This window comes from Albibacterium profundi, from assembly GCF_042159835.1.
GTDB classification, from domain to species: Bacteria; Bacteroidota; Bacteroidia; order Sphingobacteriales; family Sphingobacteriaceae; genus Albibacterium; species Albibacterium profundi.
Map to the genome: position 1 here is coordinate 1,278,815 of NZ_JBBVGT010000002.1, position 18,333 is coordinate 1,297,147.

13 protein-coding genes are annotated in these 18,333 nt (G+C 42.9%); 11 read left to right on the top strand and 2 right to left on the bottom strand.

The window, feature by feature from the left end; genetic code table 11:
• Nucleotides 1–11 precede the first annotated feature (11 nt).
• The 5 genes from WKR92_RS07105 (at nucleotide 12) to WKR92_RS07125 (ending at nucleotide 10,137) form a co-directional block, all read left to right on the top strand.
• The gene (locus tag WKR92_RS07105) at nucleotides 12–1,448 is read left to right on the top strand and encodes a phytoene desaturase family protein (RefSeq protein ID WP_375557127.1); all 1,437 of its coding nucleotides are present in this window, start codon (nucleotides 12–14) and stop codon (nucleotides 1,446–1,448) included.
• A gap of 95 nt (nucleotides 1,449–1,543) precedes the next feature.
• On the top strand, nucleotides 1,544–3,802 hold the full coding sequence (locus tag WKR92_RS07110; protein WP_375557128.1) for a GH92 family glycosyl hydrolase: 2,259 nt from the start codon (nucleotides 1,544–1,546) through the stop codon (nucleotides 3,800–3,802).
• A gap of 316 nt (nucleotides 3,803–4,118) precedes the next feature.
• Nucleotides 4,119–7,295: a SusC/RagA family TonB-linked outer membrane protein gene (locus tag WKR92_RS07115; RefSeq protein WP_375557129.1), complete on the top strand. Its 3,177-nt coding sequence runs from the start codon at nucleotides 4,119–4,121 to the stop codon at nucleotides 7,293–7,295.
• An 8-nt stretch (nucleotides 7,296–7,303) separates the two neighbouring features.
• Entirely contained in the window at nucleotides 7,304–9,139 is a 1,836-nt protein-coding gene (locus tag WKR92_RS07120) for a RagB/SusD family nutrient uptake outer membrane protein (protein ID WP_375557130.1), read from the top strand.
• A gap of 41 nt (nucleotides 9,140–9,180) precedes the next feature.
• Entirely contained in the window at nucleotides 9,181–10,137 is a 957-nt protein-coding gene (locus WKR92_RS07125; RefSeq protein WP_375557131.1) for a discoidin domain-containing protein, read from the top strand.
• A gap of 62 nt (nucleotides 10,138–10,199) precedes the next feature.
• On the opposite strand, the gene WKR92_RS07130 is transcribed toward WKR92_RS07125, so the two are convergent.
• Nucleotides 10,200–11,264 carry an acyltransferase family protein gene (locus WKR92_RS07130; protein WP_375557132.1) on the bottom strand — a complete coding sequence of 355 codons (1,065 nt, stop codon included), beginning with the start codon at nucleotides 11,262–11,264 and terminating at the stop codon, nucleotides 10,200–10,202.
• A 110-nt stretch (nucleotides 11,265–11,374) separates the two neighbouring features.
• Between WKR92_RS07130 and WKR92_RS07135 the strand changes: the two genes are divergently transcribed.
• From WKR92_RS07135 to WKR92_RS07160, 6 genes are all read left to right on the top strand, one after another.
• Complete coding sequence (locus tag WKR92_RS07135; RefSeq protein ID WP_375557133.1) at nucleotides 11,375–13,036, top strand: FAD-dependent oxidoreductase; 1,662 nt, start codon at nucleotides 11,375–11,377, stop codon at nucleotides 13,034–13,036.
• Between the two features lie 9 nt (nucleotides 13,037–13,045).
• Nucleotides 13,046–13,924 (top strand): sugar phosphate isomerase/epimerase family protein, encoded by an 879-nt coding sequence (locus WKR92_RS07140; protein WP_375557134.1) that lies wholly within the window; start codon nucleotides 13,046–13,048, stop codon nucleotides 13,922–13,924.
• A gap of 91 nt (nucleotides 13,925–14,015) precedes the next feature.
• Nucleotides 14,016–15,548: a 1,4-dihydroxy-2-naphthoate octaprenyltransferase gene (gene menA / locus WKR92_RS07145; protein ID WP_375557135.1), complete on the top strand. Its 1,533-nt coding sequence runs from the start codon at nucleotides 14,016–14,018 to the stop codon at nucleotides 15,546–15,548.
• A 46-nt stretch (nucleotides 15,549–15,594) separates the two neighbouring features.
• Entirely contained in the window at nucleotides 15,595–15,963 is a 369-nt protein-coding gene (locus WKR92_RS07150; protein ID WP_375557136.1) for a VOC family protein, read from the top strand.
• Nucleotides 15,964–16,443 carry a GNAT family N-acetyltransferase gene (locus tag WKR92_RS07155; protein ID WP_375557137.1) on the top strand — a complete coding sequence of 160 codons (480 nt, stop codon included), beginning with the start codon at nucleotides 15,964–15,966 and terminating at the stop codon, nucleotides 16,441–16,443.
• Nucleotides 16,444–16,482: 39 nt separating this feature from the next.
• Nucleotides 16,483–17,475 (top strand): hypothetical protein, encoded by a 993-nt coding sequence (locus WKR92_RS07160; RefSeq protein WP_375557138.1) that lies wholly within the window; start codon nucleotides 16,483–16,485, stop codon nucleotides 17,473–17,475.
• Nucleotides 17,476–17,494: 19 nt separating this feature from the next.
• Here WKR92_RS07160 and WKR92_RS07165 read toward each other — a convergent pair whose 3' ends face one another.
• Nucleotides 17,495–18,268, bottom strand: coding sequence for a DUF4197 domain-containing protein (locus WKR92_RS07165; RefSeq protein WP_375557139.1), 774 nt, complete (start codon nucleotides 18,266–18,268; stop codon nucleotides 17,495–17,497).
• Between the last annotated feature and the right edge of the window lie 65 nt (nucleotides 18,269–18,333).

Sequence of the window (18,333 nt, forward strand, 5' to 3'; positions counted from 1 at the left end):
TCTGATAAATAATGAGCAAAACAGATTTTGATGCGGTTGTTGTAGGTTCGGGGCCAAACGGGTTGGCAGCGGCAATAACCTTACAGCGTCAGGGTAAATCTGTTTTATTGATCGAAGCAAATAATAAAATAGGCGGGGGGCTGCGCAGCGAAGAGCTTACTCTGCCCGGGTTTTTACATGACGTTTGTTCTGCAGTGCATCCAATGGCGTCTGTTTCACCTTTTTTAAAAAGTGTACCGCTCGAAGATTATGGTGTCGACTTTATCTATCCAGATGTATCCATCGCACACCCCTTAGAAAATGGCAGTACTGCCGTGCTAACCCGATCATTAGACTATACAGCTGCGTCATTAGGTGAGGACAGGCAAGCTTATCTGGATTTGATGACACCCATCTTGAAAGATTGGCCCAAATTGACCAAAGATATTTTAAGTCCTTTGCTCAAAATTCCTACAAACCCTCGTGCTATGGCTAACTTTGGCTGGCTGGGATTATCGTCGGCCATGCGTTTGTCGCGTCGTTTTAAAACTCCTGAAGCTAAGGCATTATGGGCGGGAATGTCCGCACATTCCATGCAGCCACTTTCTAAATTTACAACATCGGCGGTCGGCTTAGTTCTTCAAGCCACTGGTCATGTCAAAGGATGGCCACTCGTGATCGGAGGATCACAGCGTATAGCCGATGCACTTTCGGCTTACTTTACATCCTTAGGTGGCAAGATTGAAACGGGCTTCTATGTGAAATCCTTATCACAGCTTCCATCAAGCAAACTCATTATGTTCGATGTCACGCCAAGGCAACTATTGGAAATTGCCGGGCACCGATTTTCAAGAAGCTATCAGTGGCAGTTAAAGAAATTCCGCTACGGAATGGGCGTCTTCAAAGTGGACTGGGCACTGGACGCGCCGATACCCTTTACGGCCGCCGATGCCCGAAGGGCTGGAACACTTCATTTGGGTAATACAATTGAAGAAATTCAAGCGAGCGAAGACGCCGCTTACAAAGGAAGACATGTTCAACGACCATTTGTTTTGTTGTCTCAGCCGAGTTTATTTGACTATCATCGTGCGCCAGCGGGCAAACATACGGCCTGGGCATATTGCCATGTTCCCGGTGGCAGTACGGTGGATATGAAAGACGCGATAGAAAGCCAAATAGAACGATTTGCTCCCGGATTTAAAGACCGAATTTTGGCGAGCCATACGTTTAACACCGAACAATTACAAGCATATAATCCCAATTACATTGGCGGCGATATCGGTGGCGGAGTTATGGATATACGACAGCTTTTTAATCGTCCGGCACTTTTTTCCCCCTATCGTACAGGAGTGAAAGGGATTTATATCTGTTCGTCTTCTACACCACCTGGAGGTGGCGTTCATGGAATGTGTGGCTTTCATGCTGCGAAACGGGCGTTGAGCGATGTTTTTGGAATTAAAATAGATTAGAAGAGCTAACGAAATTTGTGTGCTAATTCCTTTTTGTATATTATTGTTTGGCTGAAAGGAAAACACGTACGACGCCGTCTAATTCAATTGTATTTATGAAAAGATTTTATATCAGTTTTATTATTGTTTTGTTTTCGAATTGTGTGGTCTTCGCACAAGCTCCAACGAAAAAAGATCCCGTTGATTATGTCAACCCGACGATGGGAAACATCAGCCATTTGCTGGTGCCGACGTATCCGACTATCCACTTGCCTAATGGTATGCTGCGTGTTTACCCTGAGCGGCCGGACTATACCGCTGATCAGATTAAGGGCTTGCCGTTAATCATCACCAGTCACCGTGGTCGTTCTGCTTTTAATTTAAGTCCAGTTCAGGGAATAAGCGAGGCTGATTTGCAGGTTGTGCATCGTTTTACCTATGATAATGAAGAAATCCGCCCTTACTATTATGAGGTAACATTGGATGAAGAAAACACCAAAGTAGCTTATGCTCCGTCTAGTCAGTCCGCTCTATATCGAATTCAATTCACGAAAGATGAGCCGGCTTTCCTTGTCTTCAATACCATCGACGGTGATATTCGAGTTGAAGGCAATAAAGTATATGCTTCGCAGAAATTAGCAAATAACACCATTGTTTATCTGTTTGCAGAAACTGATGTTAAGCCTGAAAAAGCCGGCTTTTTAAAAATTGGTGAAGGTATTGATGCTCAGATGCTTGAAAAGGAGGGCAGAAATGTAGCGATGGCTTTTCGTTTCGGTCGAGGCACAGATAAGGTAAATATCCGTTACGGTGTTTCATTTATTAGCTCGGAACAGGCAGAAAACAATCTGCGAAGAGAGATAGCTGATTTTAATCTCGATGCCTTAGCTCAACGGGGTCGTTCCATATGGAACGAAGCTTTGGGCTCGATTGCAGTTGAAGGCATACTTGATGACGATAAAACAGTTTTCTATACCTCACTTTATCGTTGTTTTGAGCGTCCTGTTTCTATTACCGAAGATGGCAGGTATTTTAGTGCTTTTGATGGTCAAGTCCATACAGATAAAACTCCATTTTATACAGACGACTGGATATGGGACACCTACCGGGCTACCCATCCGCTGCGCCTCTTGATCGACCATGAAACCGAATCTGATATCATCAATTCTTTTTTGCGGATGACAGAGCAAATGGAAAGCTTTTGGTTGCCTACCTTTCCGGAAATTACTGGTGATTCTCGACGGATGAACTCCAATCATGGTATTGTCACCATCGCCGATGCGTGGGCAAAGGGGCTTCGGACCTTTGACTTGGAAAAAGCCTACACAGCCTCGAAGAACGCAATCTTAGAGAAAACACTTGCTCCTTGGTCGGCCGACTCTGCGGGGTGGCTCGACGAGTTTTATCATACCAAAGGCTATATTCCCGCCTTAAATCCGGGAGAAGAAGAAACGGTACCCGAAGTTCACTCATTTGAAAAAAGACAACCCGTGGCGGTTACCTTAGGCACCTCTTATGATGAATGGAGTCTTGCACAAATCGCTACCATGTTAAATAAGAACGACGATGCAAAATATTTCTTTGAAAAAGCACTGAATTATCGCAATCTTTTTAATGCAGAGACCGATTTTTTTCATCCCAAAGACAAAGACGGAAACTTTATAGAGCCCTTTGATTACCGTTATTCTGGAGGACAAGGCGCACGTGAATACTATGGGGAAAACAATGCCTGGATCTATCGCTGGGATGTGCCTCATAATGTCGCTGATCTGATTGAGTTAATGGGCGGGCGAGAACAATTTAACAAGAATCTTGATCAAACGTTCCGAGAGCCACTAGGAAAAAGCAAATACGATTTTTATAGTCAATTACCAGATCATACGGGAAATGTCGGTCAGTTTTCCATGGCGAATGAGCCGAGTTTACACATTCCCTATCTTTATACCTACTCGGGTAAACCATGGATGACACAAAAGCGGATCCACACACTAATGGATCAGTGGTTTAGAAATGATTTGATGGGTGTACCCGGAGATGAAGATGGCGGCGGAATGTCGGCTTTTGTTGTTTTTTCAATGATCGGATTCTATCCGGTAACTCCAGGACTGCCGGTTTATACAATCGGTTCGCCCTTTTTTGAGAAAGCGACTATCCATATGAGCAATGGAAATGATTTCTCAGTCGTTGCAAAAAATTATTCACCAAAGAATAAATATATTCAGTCCGCGGTGTTAAATGGCAAAGCGTTGAATAAACCATGGTTTTCTCATAAAGATATTCAGGACGGTGGCGTACTGGAACTCGTCATGGGTGATACTGCCAACAAAGACTGGGGCAGCGCGGTAGATGCCGCACCTCCTTCCTTTCAGCATTAATCGATATGGCACAAAGCCCGTAGCCGCTTAAGTGGCTACGGGCTTTGTGTTTATTGTGTGTTTTAACATAAGTTTCTCGGTTTAGGAGGCGTATGTTACAAGAAAAATTGCGCAACCGTTTGTGTTTGCAGTAAATTTTGATATTTCATTTCGATGATGTAATCTTGTTCAAAGCGTCACATTTTTGATGCCTATAATCCAATTAATCTGAATGTTATTGCCTATGAGTAAGTTTTTGTTTCTTGTTAAAGGTAAACAGTTTCCTTGTAGGAGAATTTTATGTTTTTTCAATTGTCGCCAACAAACCAATTAAAATATGAAACACTTTTATGAAAAAAATGTGACCAGGTTCCAGAACCATAGAAAATGGATAGCTTTCTGCATATTCATTTTTACTATTTATGGGGGGAAGGTTACGTTCGCAAAGGGCATCGTGCCTCCCATGGCGGTTGAGTTGAGCCGTCTGGACTTAACGAATTATCATACAGAGTCAGCCGACATTGAAGTTAGAGGAACGGTTGTCGATACCGCCGGAAACACTCTGCCCGGCGTTAGCGTACAGGTTAGGGATGATGCGAGTATCGGAACTGTGACCGATTTGAATGGTAAATATATCTTGGATGTTCCGGACGACGCGGTTTTAGTTTTTCGGTTTATGGGTTTCCTGCAACAGGAGATCGAGGTTCGTGGACGTCAAGTAATTGATGTGACGATGATGGAAGACGTTGCAGGATTAGAAGAGGTTGTCATCGTAGGGTTCGGTACACAAAAGAAACAGAGTGTGGTAGGTGCGCAGTCAACGGTCAACGTAAAGGACCTAAAAGCGCCTGTTGCAGATCTTACGACTGCCATCGCTGGGCGGTTAGCGGGTGTGGTTGCCACGCAAAGAGGTGGCGGACCAGGGGCAGACGGAGCAGCATTATTTATTAGAGGAGTCGGAACGTTCGCATCAAGTCCGCAGGGTCCGCTACTGGTGGTAGACGGTGTTCCTGATCGAGATATTAATAATATTGATCCAGAAGATATCGAGTCGTTTACCGTACTAAAAGATGCGACGGCGACAGCTGTTTATGGAACAAGAGGTGCGAATGGGGTAATCTTGATAAATACAAAAAAAGGGAAGGCTGGAAAGCCAACTATAAACGCTGAGTTTAATCAGGCGGTAAACAAATTTACATTCTTACCGGAATTTATTGACGGCCCTACCTTTATGACACTCTATAATGAAGGACTTACTATGCGTGGCCGGACCCCTCAATATACACAAGAGAGAATCGATAAACACATCAGTGGCGAAGATCCAGATCTATATCCTAATGTTGATTGGTATGACGTTCTTTTTAACGACTATGGTAGCAATAATCGAGCGACACTGAATGTTAATGGTGGTTCTGAAAATGCTTCATATTATATTTCTGCAGGTTATTTTGGAGAGGTGGGACAGTTTAAACGAGATAATGTTCAATCTTATAATTCGACCTTAAAGCTGAATCGGTTTAACTTTACCAGTAATGTTGATGTTAATATCACTAGAACGACCGAGTTGGAGCTCGGTGTAAATGGTTACATCACCAACCTAAACCGCCCTTACTATGGTGTTAATCAAATATTTTCATTGGCTACGGCCAGCGCACCTCACATTATGCCACCTCAATATTCCAATGGGGAATGGCCTCAATTAAAGGGTGCTCTGATCAGTCCTTATATGGCATTAACCCAGTCGGGTGTCACGAATTCGTACAATAATACAGTACGTTCAAACCTGCGGGTTAATCAGGATTTGGATATGATCGTAGAGGGCTTGAGTGCCACCGCTATGTTTGCATTTGATGTAAATGTGAACAATAATCTGAATCGTGGGCGTACTTTACAAACTTATTGGGCTCTGGGCCGTGACGAGCAAGATAGTTTAATCACTGAAATCAGTACTGCTGGTTCTAAAGAGCTCGGTTTCGACCTTACACGATATGGTGATCGCCGGTTCTATACCGAGTCGGCCGTTAACTATTCGAACCGTTTCGGTGTACACGACGTTTCAGGAATGTTGTTGTTCAATCAGTCTGATTATAGTGATGCCACATCGCGAGTTGGAAGTTACAAAGCGGCTATACCTTATCGTCAAAGAAACATCGTTGGTCGTGCTAACTACGGGTATGACGACAAGTATTACGCAGAAGCGAACTTTTCATATTCTGGCTCAGATAATTTTGTCGACAGCGAACGTTATGGTCTTTTCCCATCCTTCGGTGTAGGATGGTTGGTTTCGAATGAGAAGTTCTTCGAGCCCTTGAAAGATATTTTCCCTCACTTCAAGCTGCGCTATACGTACGGGCTTTCGGGGAATGCAGCATTGAACAATCCTAATTTGAGGTTTCTGTATCTGACGACAGTGGGAGACGCAGGTGGTTATACATTTGGTCGCCCAGGTTCAACTCGCTCCTTTACAGGGTACAATGAATCCAGAATCGGTGGAAATGTTAGATGGGAAACCTCGTATCGTCAAAACCTCGGTGTCGAGCTCAACCTCTTCCGCGACGATTTGCAGCTTATCGTCGAACTCTTTAAAGAGCGAAGAGAAGGTATCTTACTTCCGAACTACGTGATACCGTATAACTCAGGCTTTACCGTAGGAAATATACCTTACAATAACATTGGAAAAACAAATAACAAGGGTATTGATGTAACCCTAGATTACAATAAAAGCTGGACCGATCAGAATTTCCTATCCTTTCGTGGAACCTTCAACTACAATAAAAACCTGGCTGTATTTGATGGCCTACCGCCATGGCGTTACCCTTATCTCGATAGAATCGGCAAACCGATTAGTCAGCGTTTCGGCTATATTTCCATGGGTTATTTCAATAATCAAGACGAGATCGATAATGCAGCTATACAGGCAGGTGATGTTCGTCCAGGTGATATCCGTTATAAAGATTTAAACGGTGATGGAGTGATCAACAGTAATGACCAAACCGCAATAGGCTATGGTAGTACACCGAGAATAGTTTATGGTTTAAGTTTAGGAGGTGGTTTTAAAGGTTTCGACATCAGTCTATTCTTCCAAGGTGTCGGCTTAGTAGACTTTAACTATGCAAGTGGATTTGCAACAAATCCTTTTTCGCAAGGAGCTACTTACGGGAATATGTATAAGCAGATTCTTGACCGCTGGACTCCTGATAATCCGAGTCAGGATGCGTTTTATCCTCGCCTTTCTACCAGTCAAGATCAGACAACCAATTACTATACAAGTACACACTGGATACAACGCGCTGACTATTTGCGCTTAAAACAGGCGGAGTTTGGATATACGTTTACAGACACCGGCTTCCTTGACAGAATCGCAGTTCAGCGATTAAGGTTATTCGTTAGCGGGACCAACCTCCTGACATTATCGCCGTGGAAGTTTTGGGATCCAGAGCTGGGAGATGGAACCGGTGCGGTATATCCTAATATAACAACTTACAACTTCGGTATTCGTGTAAACTTTCAATAAACAACACAATGAAAAACATACTAAGAAAATATAACTATAGGCTTTTATTGTTGGTGGGGGTATTCTTGTTGCCGACTGCCTGCAAAAAGGATTACTTTGACACGCAACCTGACAATATAGTCAGCGTAGACGAAATATTTGCCAACCGTGGGCAAACTGAACGATGGTGGGCCGGTTTATTTACCAATATTCCTGACATCTGGAATCAACCTTATGCTTTTTCTTATAGCATCACGTCCGATGAAATGGATGCGAGTAACTGGACAAATCCAGGAATGAACAGCGGTGCGATCAATGCTGATGCAACGCCATCAGATTTTACAGCCCTATACGAACGTATACGACTTGCCACCATCTTTCTTGAACGTGTAGACGGGAATCAAGAAATACAGAATCTGGCCAATGGCGCGGAAATCATCAAACACTACAAAGGAGAGGCTAGATTTCTCAGGGCTTATTATTATTGGAAAATGATGAAAGACCTAGGCCCCGTTGTGATAGCGCCTTTACAATCGGCTAAGCCTGAGGATGACTTTCAGATTCCACGGAGCTCATGGGACGAGTGCGTTGAATTTGTCTTATCAGAATTAGCGCTGGCGAAGGCTGACTTGCCGGTCGACTATTATTTGTCAGGGACAACCACAGTCGATGGAACCCAGGTAGGGCGTATCAACAAGATGATTGTAGAAGCATTAGAGTCTCAAATTCTGTTGTTTAATGCAAGTCCGCTTTACAATGGTAATACAGAATTAGGGGATTTTAAGAACTACGACGGGAAACAGCTCATCAGCCAGACCTATGACCCAGCAAAGTGGGATAGAGCTGCCGCCGCGGCAAAAGAAGCGATTGACATTGCAGAAGCTAATGGTAAGCATTTATTCAGAGTTCAAAACGAAGATCCGTTCAGAGCGGGGTACTTGTCTGTCCGGAATCTTTTTTGGGATGGATGGGAAGAAGAGGGAATCTGGGTTAGACCGTCTTCCAACACATGGCAATGGGAAATCCACTCGTCACCACGGTCTACGCAGGGAACAGCTTATAATGGACTGGCTGTAGTGCAGCAATTGGTTGACGACTTTAGGATGAGTAGCGGAGAGTCGATTGAAGAAAGTGATTCCTATACAGAAGAAGCCTATGTAGCAGAAAATACAGATTATTATGTTGCAGGAACCAACCAGATGTATGCGAATCGCGAACCAAGGTTTTATGCCTATGTGACCTTTAACGGTGCGTTCAATCCCGGTGCATCCAAGACTGGTGCAAACAACAGTCGTGTAGAGTTCTTTTATACAGGAACATCGGGTAAGTCGAGCGCTCCGAGAGATTGGCCTAAGACAGGCTATACTGCACGTAAAAATATACACCCCACCTTCAGTGTTAATCCAGGTGTGAATGTGGCCAGACCGGCCATGTTGATCCGCTTAGCTGAGCTGTACTTAAACTACGCAGAGGCACTAAATGAGTCGTCACCCGGAAACCCAGAGGTATTGGAGTACTTAAACCGTGTGAGAGAACGTGCGGGGTTAGATCCATTGGCTCCAGGCTTGAGCCAATCGCAACTTCGTGAAGAGATCCGTTTAGAAAGACGATTAGAACTATGTTTTGAAGGTCATCGATATTTCGATGTTAGAAGGTGGAAAATACCAGATGAACCAGGTTCCAACCAGGGAGGTGTATTCTATGGGATGAACATGGATGCTGGGACCAACTTGTCCGATCCTGCATATCACGAAAGAGTTCCAGCTTTCAGTCGCACCGAATGGCAGCGTAGATATTATTTCATGCCATATGGGCAAAACGAAATGGATAGAAACAAGGCCTTGGTACAGTTTCCAGGCTACTAAAGTATAATCTGTACTTATAATTTATTTAATCCTCATTTGAGATGAAAAAACATTCAATCTATTATATTATCGTATTCTCCTTCCTTGCCATTGTTGGGTGCAAGGAAGACACGCCTCCCTATGAGCAGCTAACAGACAGTAAAGAGGGAGCAAATGTATTTATTGCTAAAGCTAAAACGGGCGAACAAATGCTCACGATGTTTCCAATAGAAGAGCGTGCAGTCAATTTTGGAGTCGGTTTTGGTGCGGTAGGCCTCCCTGCCAGTGATATCGCAGTCACCTTGACTAAAGACAATCATGTACTTGACAGTCTGAACAATATTCGTGTTTTAAACAATGAAGAACCGTATCTCCCCTTCCCAGACGCCGGTTATTCGATTGACAAGCTGAGCCTGGTTATCCCATCGGGCACAATCTCTTCAGATTTGGCAAATTTGACTTATGACCCAAGCCAATTTGATACAGAGAAAGACCATTTATTGGCACTGACTATTTCCGATGCTTCAGGCTATGATATTAGTCCGAGTGCAAAAACACTGATTTTTATTGCACCAAAGTTAGAAGCGCGGCCAGCTAATACTGATGGATGGGTGGCAACGGCATCGACCGAGCAACTATCAGGTGAAAATACCGGTCTTGCTTCAGCTGTTTTAGATGGCGACTTAAATACCATTTGGCATTCTAGATATGCTGGTGGACCAGTTAGCTCCTACCCGCACTGGTTGAGTTTTGATATGCAAGAAGCTATTTACGTAACAAAAATAGAGATGGCTCCTAGACAAAACAATTCGAGAGGATTTACCAAATTTATATTAGAAGGAAGCTTAGATGGAGCAGAATGGTTTCCTTTAGGAGGGGAACGTAGTTTTGACCCAGGAAATACTGCATACCAGTCTTATGATATTGAACCTCAAATGCTGAAGAACATTAGGATCACGATGCTTGAGGGGCTACAAGGACTGACCTTCTTGTCAGAATTTGTGGTATATACTTACTAAGTTCTACAAGGCGTAGTTTTGCGACTATTTTTTAATCTCTAGACTACGCCTTTTGTTTTTCCTTATCTAGTTAGATACCTTCTCAGGGGCTTATCGACGAACCTCATCACCACGTATGCAAAGGCGAGCATGAACAGGGTGCCACCTATAATGATCCAGGTTAGCTCTGAAGCGCTAGGTTGCCGGCTCATATAATAGTTTCCAAATATCCAGATCCCTGCATAATGGGTCATGTATAGCGGATACGACATGTCGCCAAAAAATAAACAAAGTTTTTTGACGGAAGAATTCAATACTGTTCCCGCGCCCAATGAAACAAGCAATGGGAAATAAAAGATTACAATTAGGAACTCTAACAGCCAGTTCCAGCTCGGATAAGGAGCGAGGAACGCAAATGACAGTAGCACGGCAAGACCTATAAAACCAAGTTGATTCTTGATAATCCAATTCAATCGATAGATAAGGAGCCCGGCTGAGAAGGAATAAAAAATACGTGCACCGCCATGCCAAAAGGTGTCGCCGTTCCAACCACCCAAAAGATTTCCCGTATTATAGCTTACTGAATAAAGAACAACAGCAGCAATAAGTGCAAGAGCAGCCAAAACCTTTCTGTTCACTCGACATAGGAAGAGAGCATAGACCATATTAGCTATATACTCCCAGAACAATGACCATGAAGGAGCATTCAACCCAAAATTGTTGAAAGCCCTTTCTTCCATTGTTGGAAATGGAATAAGCAAAGCCGAACATATAAAGATTAGAATAATTCGTCCCGCACTGTATAGTTCAGACTCACCACCAAAAGGATCAAACAAGAATGCCAAGAGACCCAGTACCGACCCGAAAACCACCATGGGGTGCAATCGGGTTAATCTCAGCTTAAAAAATTCCTTTAGTCCCATGCTCTTGATCCGGTCGTCATAAGCATAACCCACTACAAAGCCCGATAAACAGAAGAAAAAGTCCACTGCCAAAAAACCATGACCGATAAAATTTAGACTGGGTTCAGGAATTATCCATTCCATGAAGTGGAAGATAACAATAGCCAGGGCCGCTACTCCTCGTAAACCGTCCAGTACTTCAAAATGTTTCTTGCTCTGGAACAACTGAGGCTTTGCGTGCGACATAGATGGTGTTGATCTATTGGGTTTGAATCGTTTGGATGTGAAGAAACTAAATTGATAGCAAGATAACAAAATATTTTATTTTATATTTACGGATACCACCGACCTAGATCATGATGCGCAACGTTAGAACGACCCTTGTCTTATTTTTTATTCTGCTTAGTGTATTTGAGTATTCTTATGCTTCGAAGGACGATGCGAAGCGCTACGAGGCCGATGTTATTATCTACGGTGGAACCTCGGCCGCCATCATCTCAGCTGTACAGGTTGTCCAACTGGGTAAGTCAGTACTCGTCGTATCGCCGGATAAGCACTTAGGTGGATTATCTTCAGGAGGACTCGGTTTCACCGATACGGGCGACAAGTCGGTCATCGGGGGCTTAGCCAGAGAGTTTTACCATCGTGTGTATCTGCATTATCAAGATACGGATGCTTGGAAATGGCAAAAGAAATCCGAATATGGTAATAGGGGACAAGGAACTGCAGCTATCGACGGTGAGGAACGGACCATGTGGATTTTTGAGCCTCATGTAGCTGAATCCATATTTGAAGATTTCGTGAGAGAGAACACTATTCAGGTTCATCGCGACCAATGGCTAGACCGGGAGAATGGAGTTGAAACCTTGGATGGTAAGATCATGGCTATTAAAACACTAAGCGGGAATGTCTATTCGGGAAGCGTGTTTATTGATGCTACCTATGAGGGAGACCTAATGGCTGCTGGAGGAGTCAGCTACCATGTCGGTCGCGAATCTAATGACACCTATGGCGAAACCTGGAATGGCATTCAGGTCGGCATCTTACATCATCAACACTGGTTTCACGCAGATATTAGTCCGTATAAGATTGCCGGAGACCCCAGCAGCGGAGTGCTCCCTCGTATTTCCACAGCGCCACCAGGGGAAAAAGGAGAAGCAGACCATCGGATTCAAGCCTACTGTTTTCGTATGTGCCTTAGCAACCATCCAGAAAATAGAGTCGAATTTCCGAAACCGGACGCCTACGATCCAAGCCAATATGAGTTATTACTGAGAGTCTATCAAAGCGGTTGGAATCAAACTTTTAATAAATATGATCCGATACCCAACAGGAAGACCGACACCAATAACCATGGCCCTTTCAGTACTGATAACATCGGGATGAACTACGATTATCCTGAAGCATCTTACGAACGGCGAAGAGAAATCATCAAAGAGCACGAAAACTATCAGAAGGGGCTTTTATATTTTATGGCCAACGACGAACGAATGCCTTCTGATGTGCAAGAAGAAATTAAAAAATGGGGCTTGGCGAAAGATGAGTTTGTCGATAATGGCAACTGGCCTCATCAATTGTATATCCGAGAAGCAAGACGAATGATTGGCCATGAAGTTATGACAGAGCACGAAGTCCTCAATACACGTGATGTCAATAACTCCATAGGTATGGGATCATACACCCTTGACTCCCACAATGTGCAGCGCTATATCAAAGAAGATGGCTTCGTCCAGAATGAAGGAGATATTGGAGTCCCTACCAAGAGCCCTTATAAGATCTCATTGGGTTCTATCATGCCCAAGAAAGAAGAGTGTAGCAACTTGATGGTTCCGGTTTGCGTTTCCAGTTCTCATATAGCGTTTGGTTCAATCAGGATGGAACCCGTGTTTATGATATTAGGACAAAGTGCTGCAACGGTAGCTGTGATGGCGATTGATAACAATCAAGCGGTGCAGGACATCGATTACCCGTCATTAAAAAAGCAACTAATAGCTGATAAACAGATATTAACCCAATAAATTTCGACCATGATCAAAACAAAATTAAAACTTCAAACGCTTCTTTTGCTTCTTTTATGTTCCTTGTTTACTTCGGTAAACGCACAGGATAAGAAAATTACAGATTATCAACACTATCCCGAAGAAAAACTAGGCTGGCATTTAGGAACACAAGCCTATAGCTTTCGTTTGTTTACTTTCGCAGAAGCTTTACAGAAAACCGATAGTGCAGACTTAAAGTTTATTGAATCCTTTCCCGGGCAGACCATCGGCGGCGGCATTGAGGGGAAAATGGACTATACGATGACTCCTGAAAAAAGAGAGCAGGTTTTAAAAATGGTTAAAGACCATGGCATTAAGCTGTACGCTTATGGGGTAGTTAACGCGGATTCCGAGGAATCTTGGCGACAACTTTTTGAGTTTGCCAAGGCAATGGGGATCCAGAACATAAATTCAGAACCGAAGCGAGAAGATCTTCCCCTTGTCGGGAAGTTAGCCAGTGAGTTCAAAATCAAGGTTTCCATTCACAATCACCCTAAACCGTCAATTTATTGGAGTCCTGATTCTGTGTTAAGCGCCATTGCCCTAGCGGACAGTAAGTATGTAGGTGCATGTGCCGATATTGGCCACTGGATACGTTCTGGACTTGATCCTGTCGAAAGTTTGAAAAAACTAAAAGGTCATATCAATCACCTGCATTTTAAAGACCTGAACGCTAAGTCCCGAGAAGCTAAAGATGTGCATTGGGGCACTGGCGTTGCTAACGTTCCTGCATTAATCAAGGAATTGAAGCGTCAGAAATTCAAAGGAATGCTTTCTGCTGAATATGAAACCAACTGGTCACATAACACACCAGATATAACCGCTAGCGTGGTCAATTTCCGAGAAATAGTGCGGGAATTGGACTAAAGTTCGGATATTGAATGATAGATTGCCACCGCAATGTTTGTTTCGCGTTTGGCTTATCCGACTGTCGTCTTAATTTTCGTATTTTTGTAGCATGGCAGAGCGTAGTAAACAAGAAGTTCTTGACTATCTTTCCAGAGCGGAGGTTGCCGCTGTGGGGACTTCAAACATGGGAACTCCGAGACAGCGAATGATGCATTTCGGGGCAGATGAGGATTTTAACATCTATGTTAGCAGCATGAAGGGGGATCCAAAGGTTATCCAATGGAGTAACATCCCCGAGACCGCATTGCTTATTCATCAAGGCGATAAGTTCTTGGAGATGGAGGAGTGTGAAATTATCGGTCGCGCTGAAGTTATACGTGAAAGAGCGGAGCGCAATAGGATCATTGACATCATGTCCACCCGGTCTCCGTTTGTAGAACATATGATAAAAATTGATGCTACAGACCGATTAGAGTTCATTCGGATCAAACCATTCACGGTCAAGTATCGTTTTGTTCCGGAGATATTGCAGGGCGAGAAACCGACCATCTTTGAATTTCCTCAAAATCGGCAATCTTACAGTTCCTGGGATGACGTGAAAGCCAAAGCTAGAGCTTGGAAACAAGCCGTGCGACCGCTATCGCTTACCGCATCATTGGTTCCCATATTAGTAGGTGGAGCCGTAGCCTATGCTGCTACCGGTACGTTCAATTTTATGTTGTTTCTCTTAACACTGATTGGCGGTTTACTCGTCCAAGCAGGTACCAATATGATCAACGATTGGAAGGACGCCGAACGGGATAGCGAAAACGCCGAAGGCATCCGACCGTTTACCGGTGGCTCCAGAATGATACAGTTAGGGTTAGTCTCGAGGGGCGATATGGGTTTTGTAGGTCTCGTACTTAGTTTCATAGCTCTTCTCATCGGAATTTTTCTTATTACAGCCAGTGGTTGGGGGCTAGTACCATTAGTCCTTTACGGGATATTGGCCGGCTTATTCTACACCAACGAGAGCGGCAAGTTTTCATTCATCAATTTAGCACCGGGAATTGCCGAATTCCTCATCGCTACCACCTTTGGCGTAATGATGACGATGGGTGCGTTTTATGTGCAAACAGGATATTTTTCGATTGAATCATTCTTAATCTCGTTGCCAGTTGCCCTATTCATTTCCAATGTGCTATTAATAAATCAGTTCCAAGATGCCAATTCAGATATCAAGGCTAATAAAAACACCTTGGTTGTACGTCTGGGAAAAAGGCGAGCGAAGAATGTATTGATTGGCAACTTCATACTGGCCTATGTGATCATAGCTTTACTCCCGATATTGGGTTTTGCTCCTACAACGTTTTACGTGGCATTTTTATCTGCTCCATTTGCGATTCAGGCCATTCGTTATGCCCAAAACCATTACGACGGAACGCCTGGTGATTTAGTACCAAGCAATGCGCACACGGCTATAACTCATCTTTTTACAGGGCTTCTATTCGTGTTTGCTTTCTTGCTGAATGGATTAGGATTTCTTTATCCCTTCCTTTATTTTGTGGCGTCCGTTGCCTTCATCTTCTGGGTTTGGAACTATATAGAACGCCAACGAAAGACAATGACGAACTTTAGAGTTTCGATCACAGAAAAGGGGTAAAAACAAACAGTATTATAATATCATATTTATAACCAAAACCGAAAACGTGGAAACTAAAATTTTAGGACTTAGAACGACAATTTATCGAGTAGCAGATATTCAGGCTGCCACAGAATGGTATATCAAGGCATTTGAGACCCAACCTTATTTTAGTGAATCTTTCTACGTAGGGTTTGAGATTGGCGGGTATGAGCTCGGGCTTCAGCCGGAGGTAGATCCGGAAAAAGATAAAACTGACAACGTGGTAGCATATTGGGGGGTTAATGATATCCACGCGGAATTCGACAGGTTTTTAGGACTAGGAGCCACAGCGCATGAAAAACCGAAAGAAGTTGGTGGCGGCATCATGGTAGCTATTCTAAAAGATCTCTGGGGAAATGCTATCGGCCTGATTTATAACCCGCATTTCACGTAAATGCTACGTCTCGAGAAATATAATAATAATAATTTCGCAGAATATTATTCTTTGGTCAAGGAAGATGAGGTAATGAAATACATTACCGGGAAGGGGATGTCAGTTAGCGAAGCTAAAGACAAATTTCAATCAATTATAAAAATTAATAAAGAAGAGTCGGCGTTCGGATATTTTCGCGTTTTGGATACCGATTCTAATATTCTCGGAGAATGTAAGATGGTTCATTACAAACGAGACAGTTCATTACTTGAGGTCGGTTATCTTCTGAAAAAAATCTATTGGGGAAAAGGTCTAGGCACGAAGATTTGTGAGCGTATGATAGCTCTGGCATTTTCTGTAGCCCCCAAAAGTTCAATCGTCGGAATCATACATCCTGATAACTATGGCTCAAAAAAAATTCTAGAAAACTTTGGCTTTGAATCTTATTTTAATGGAACCGAAGATAACATTCCAACTGAAAAACTTATCTTACGACGTTAAAGATTTTTTATAGCTAACTTGTTTTCACGTAAACAACCGATGCCCAACAACCAAGAACCTACTGTATTCATTCGCTCCAAAAATGTGTCCTATCGCGTTATTTTAAATGTCGTGGTAGCCATTGCTATGATTTGCCTTATCTGCACACCTTTCTACAGGGAATATGTCGAACACATTCCAATTTCAGATGACTTCTTTGAAAAGTGGATTGGAATGGCGGTTATTGCCGGTTTGTTTCTCTTCTTGACCATAGGGTTTTTGATCAAAGGACTTCAAGCTTTATACAAAACCACTAAACCGATAACTTTTCGCGCTGATCGTATAACCATCGGCAATGATATCATTTCATTATCAGAAATATCGCGTATTAAGGTTATGGACATCGGCCGAATTACCTATGAATCATTTTACGGAGCAACGATTTATTTATTGAATGGGGAAACGAAGTTTATCCCAGAAATTTTCTACGATCAATCTTCTTTGCTTTTCCAACGTTTAGAAAAGTTAAAGCGCGAACATTTGGTAGAAAATACTGAAGATGATGAAGTTCCGCAATTGAGCCAAGAAGAGACGGTGACTGATCGTTTTGATTTTAACATTTTAACATCATTTGATCATCTCTTGTTTCTGTCCCTTCTTATCATGTTACTGTTTGGCGTTGTAAGAATCACGTTTAACCCCGCTTATCCCTGGTATTTCGCATCCTTTTTTTTGTTGACTTGTCTTTTCATTTACTACTTTATTAGCAAAATTTCATACTATTTTGTCCTCGATGATCACCATATTGAAATCAGAAACAGATTCCCATTCCGTTCTTCGAAGGTTTTTAAACTAAATGAAATTAAAGGGATCATTCTTCATCCATTGGGTTTCGGTCGGAATATGAGATATGGAACACGCGTTGTTCTGAGCAACTACAAAAGTTATTACTTCGCCTCTCCCTTTACCAACAAAAAATGGCGCTCTCTTGCTGAAGTTTTACGAAAGAGAGGGTTGCTTGTGGAAAATAGAATATCTGGCTCAGAAAGCTGATGCACTGATAAACTTAGTCTTAGTCGACCGCTCCGAATACTTTCTTGAGTAGCGAAGTCGTACGGAAGATCGGATTATCACGCAATTCATTCTCTTTTTCAGCTACCATCTTGAATACCCCGCTTACTGTTTCCTGCGTTACGTAGGCATTGAGGTCGGTTTCGATCGATTGGCGTGTAAAACCATTGTATTTTGTGATAATCTGTTCCCAGACCTTATCGGCACCCACTTTTCCCAGTGAGTTTTCCACCTTCGGCTTAAAAGCCGCAAATAGCTGTTCAGAGGTTTTGTTCTTTAGATAATTAGTCGCCGCCACACTATCTCCCAACAAAATATCTTTCGCATCATCGAATGTCATGGAAGTAATTGCATTTGCGAAAATAGGAGCACCCTCTTTAACGGCGTCTTCTGCCGCGCGGTTAAGTAGCAGAAGTCCTTGATCAGCTAGACTTGAAAGGCCAAATCTTCTAAGGGCTGCATCTACTTTTTGCAGTTCTTTAGGCAATAATATTTTGACTAATTCATTCTTAAAAAAGCCATCTTCAGCACCAAGTTTTTGAATACCCTCCTTTACGCCCATATTTAAAGCTTGCTTAAGCGCATCAGAGGTTTCTCCAGTTGATATGCCAGACAGGTCCACGTTCTTTTTTCTTTCTGTTGTTGAATCCTGATCGGTCATCTTGTCCTCCATAGCCTTCTTTACGCGGTCGAAAATACTTTGTGCATTCGCGGCAGGGATGGTAAATGTTGCGGACAAGAATATTGTTAAGATGATCGTTTTAATACTAGCCATTCTTTTATCGTTTATATTTTTATTCAACAAAGATACAAATAGAATGGAAAAAGCTTTTTCACTTC

What these genes read in the sequence shown, in the direction of transcription:
- WKR92_RS07115 (WP_375557129.1), top strand. Translation starts at nt 4,119, where the DNA reads ATGAAACACTTTTATGAAAAAAATGTGACCAGGTTCCAGAACCATAGA.
- WKR92_RS07135 (WP_375557133.1), top strand. Translation starts at nt 11,375, where the DNA reads ATGATGCGCAACGTTAGAACGACCCTTGTCTTATTTTTTATTCTGCTT.
- WKR92_RS07165 (WP_375557139.1), bottom strand. Translation starts at nt 18,268, where the DNA reads ATGGCTAGTATTAAAACGATCATCTTAACAATATTCTTGTCCGCAACA.
- WKR92_RS07125 (WP_375557131.1), top strand. Translation starts at nt 9,181, where the DNA reads ATGAAAAAACATTCAATCTATTATATTATCGTATTCTCCTTCCTTGCC.
- WKR92_RS07105 (WP_375557127.1), top strand. Translation starts at nt 12, where the DNA reads ATGAGCAAAACAGATTTTGATGCGGTTGTTGTAGGTTCGGGGCCAAAC.
- WKR92_RS07130 (WP_375557132.1), bottom strand. Translation starts at nt 11,264, where the DNA reads ATGTCGCACGCAAAGCCTCAGTTGTTCCAGAGCAAGAAACATTTTGAA.
- WKR92_RS07120 (WP_375557130.1), top strand. Translation starts at nt 7,304, where the DNA reads ATGAAAAACATACTAAGAAAATATAACTATAGGCTTTTATTGTTGGTG.
- menA (WP_375557135.1), top strand. Translation starts at nt 14,016, where the DNA reads ATGGCAGAGCGTAGTAAACAAGAAGTTCTTGACTATCTTTCCAGAGCG.
- WKR92_RS07160 (WP_375557138.1), top strand. Translation starts at nt 16,483, where the DNA reads ATGCCCAACAACCAAGAACCTACTGTATTCATTCGCTCCAAAAATGTG.
- WKR92_RS07110 (WP_375557128.1), top strand. Translation starts at nt 1,544, where the DNA reads ATGAAAAGATTTTATATCAGTTTTATTATTGTTTTGTTTTCGAATTGT.
- WKR92_RS07140 (WP_375557134.1), top strand. Translation starts at nt 13,046, where the DNA reads ATGATCAAAACAAAATTAAAACTTCAAACGCTTCTTTTGCTTCTTTTA.
- WKR92_RS07155 (WP_375557137.1), top strand. Translation starts at nt 15,964, where the DNA reads ATGCTACGTCTCGAGAAATATAATAATAATAATTTCGCAGAATATTAT.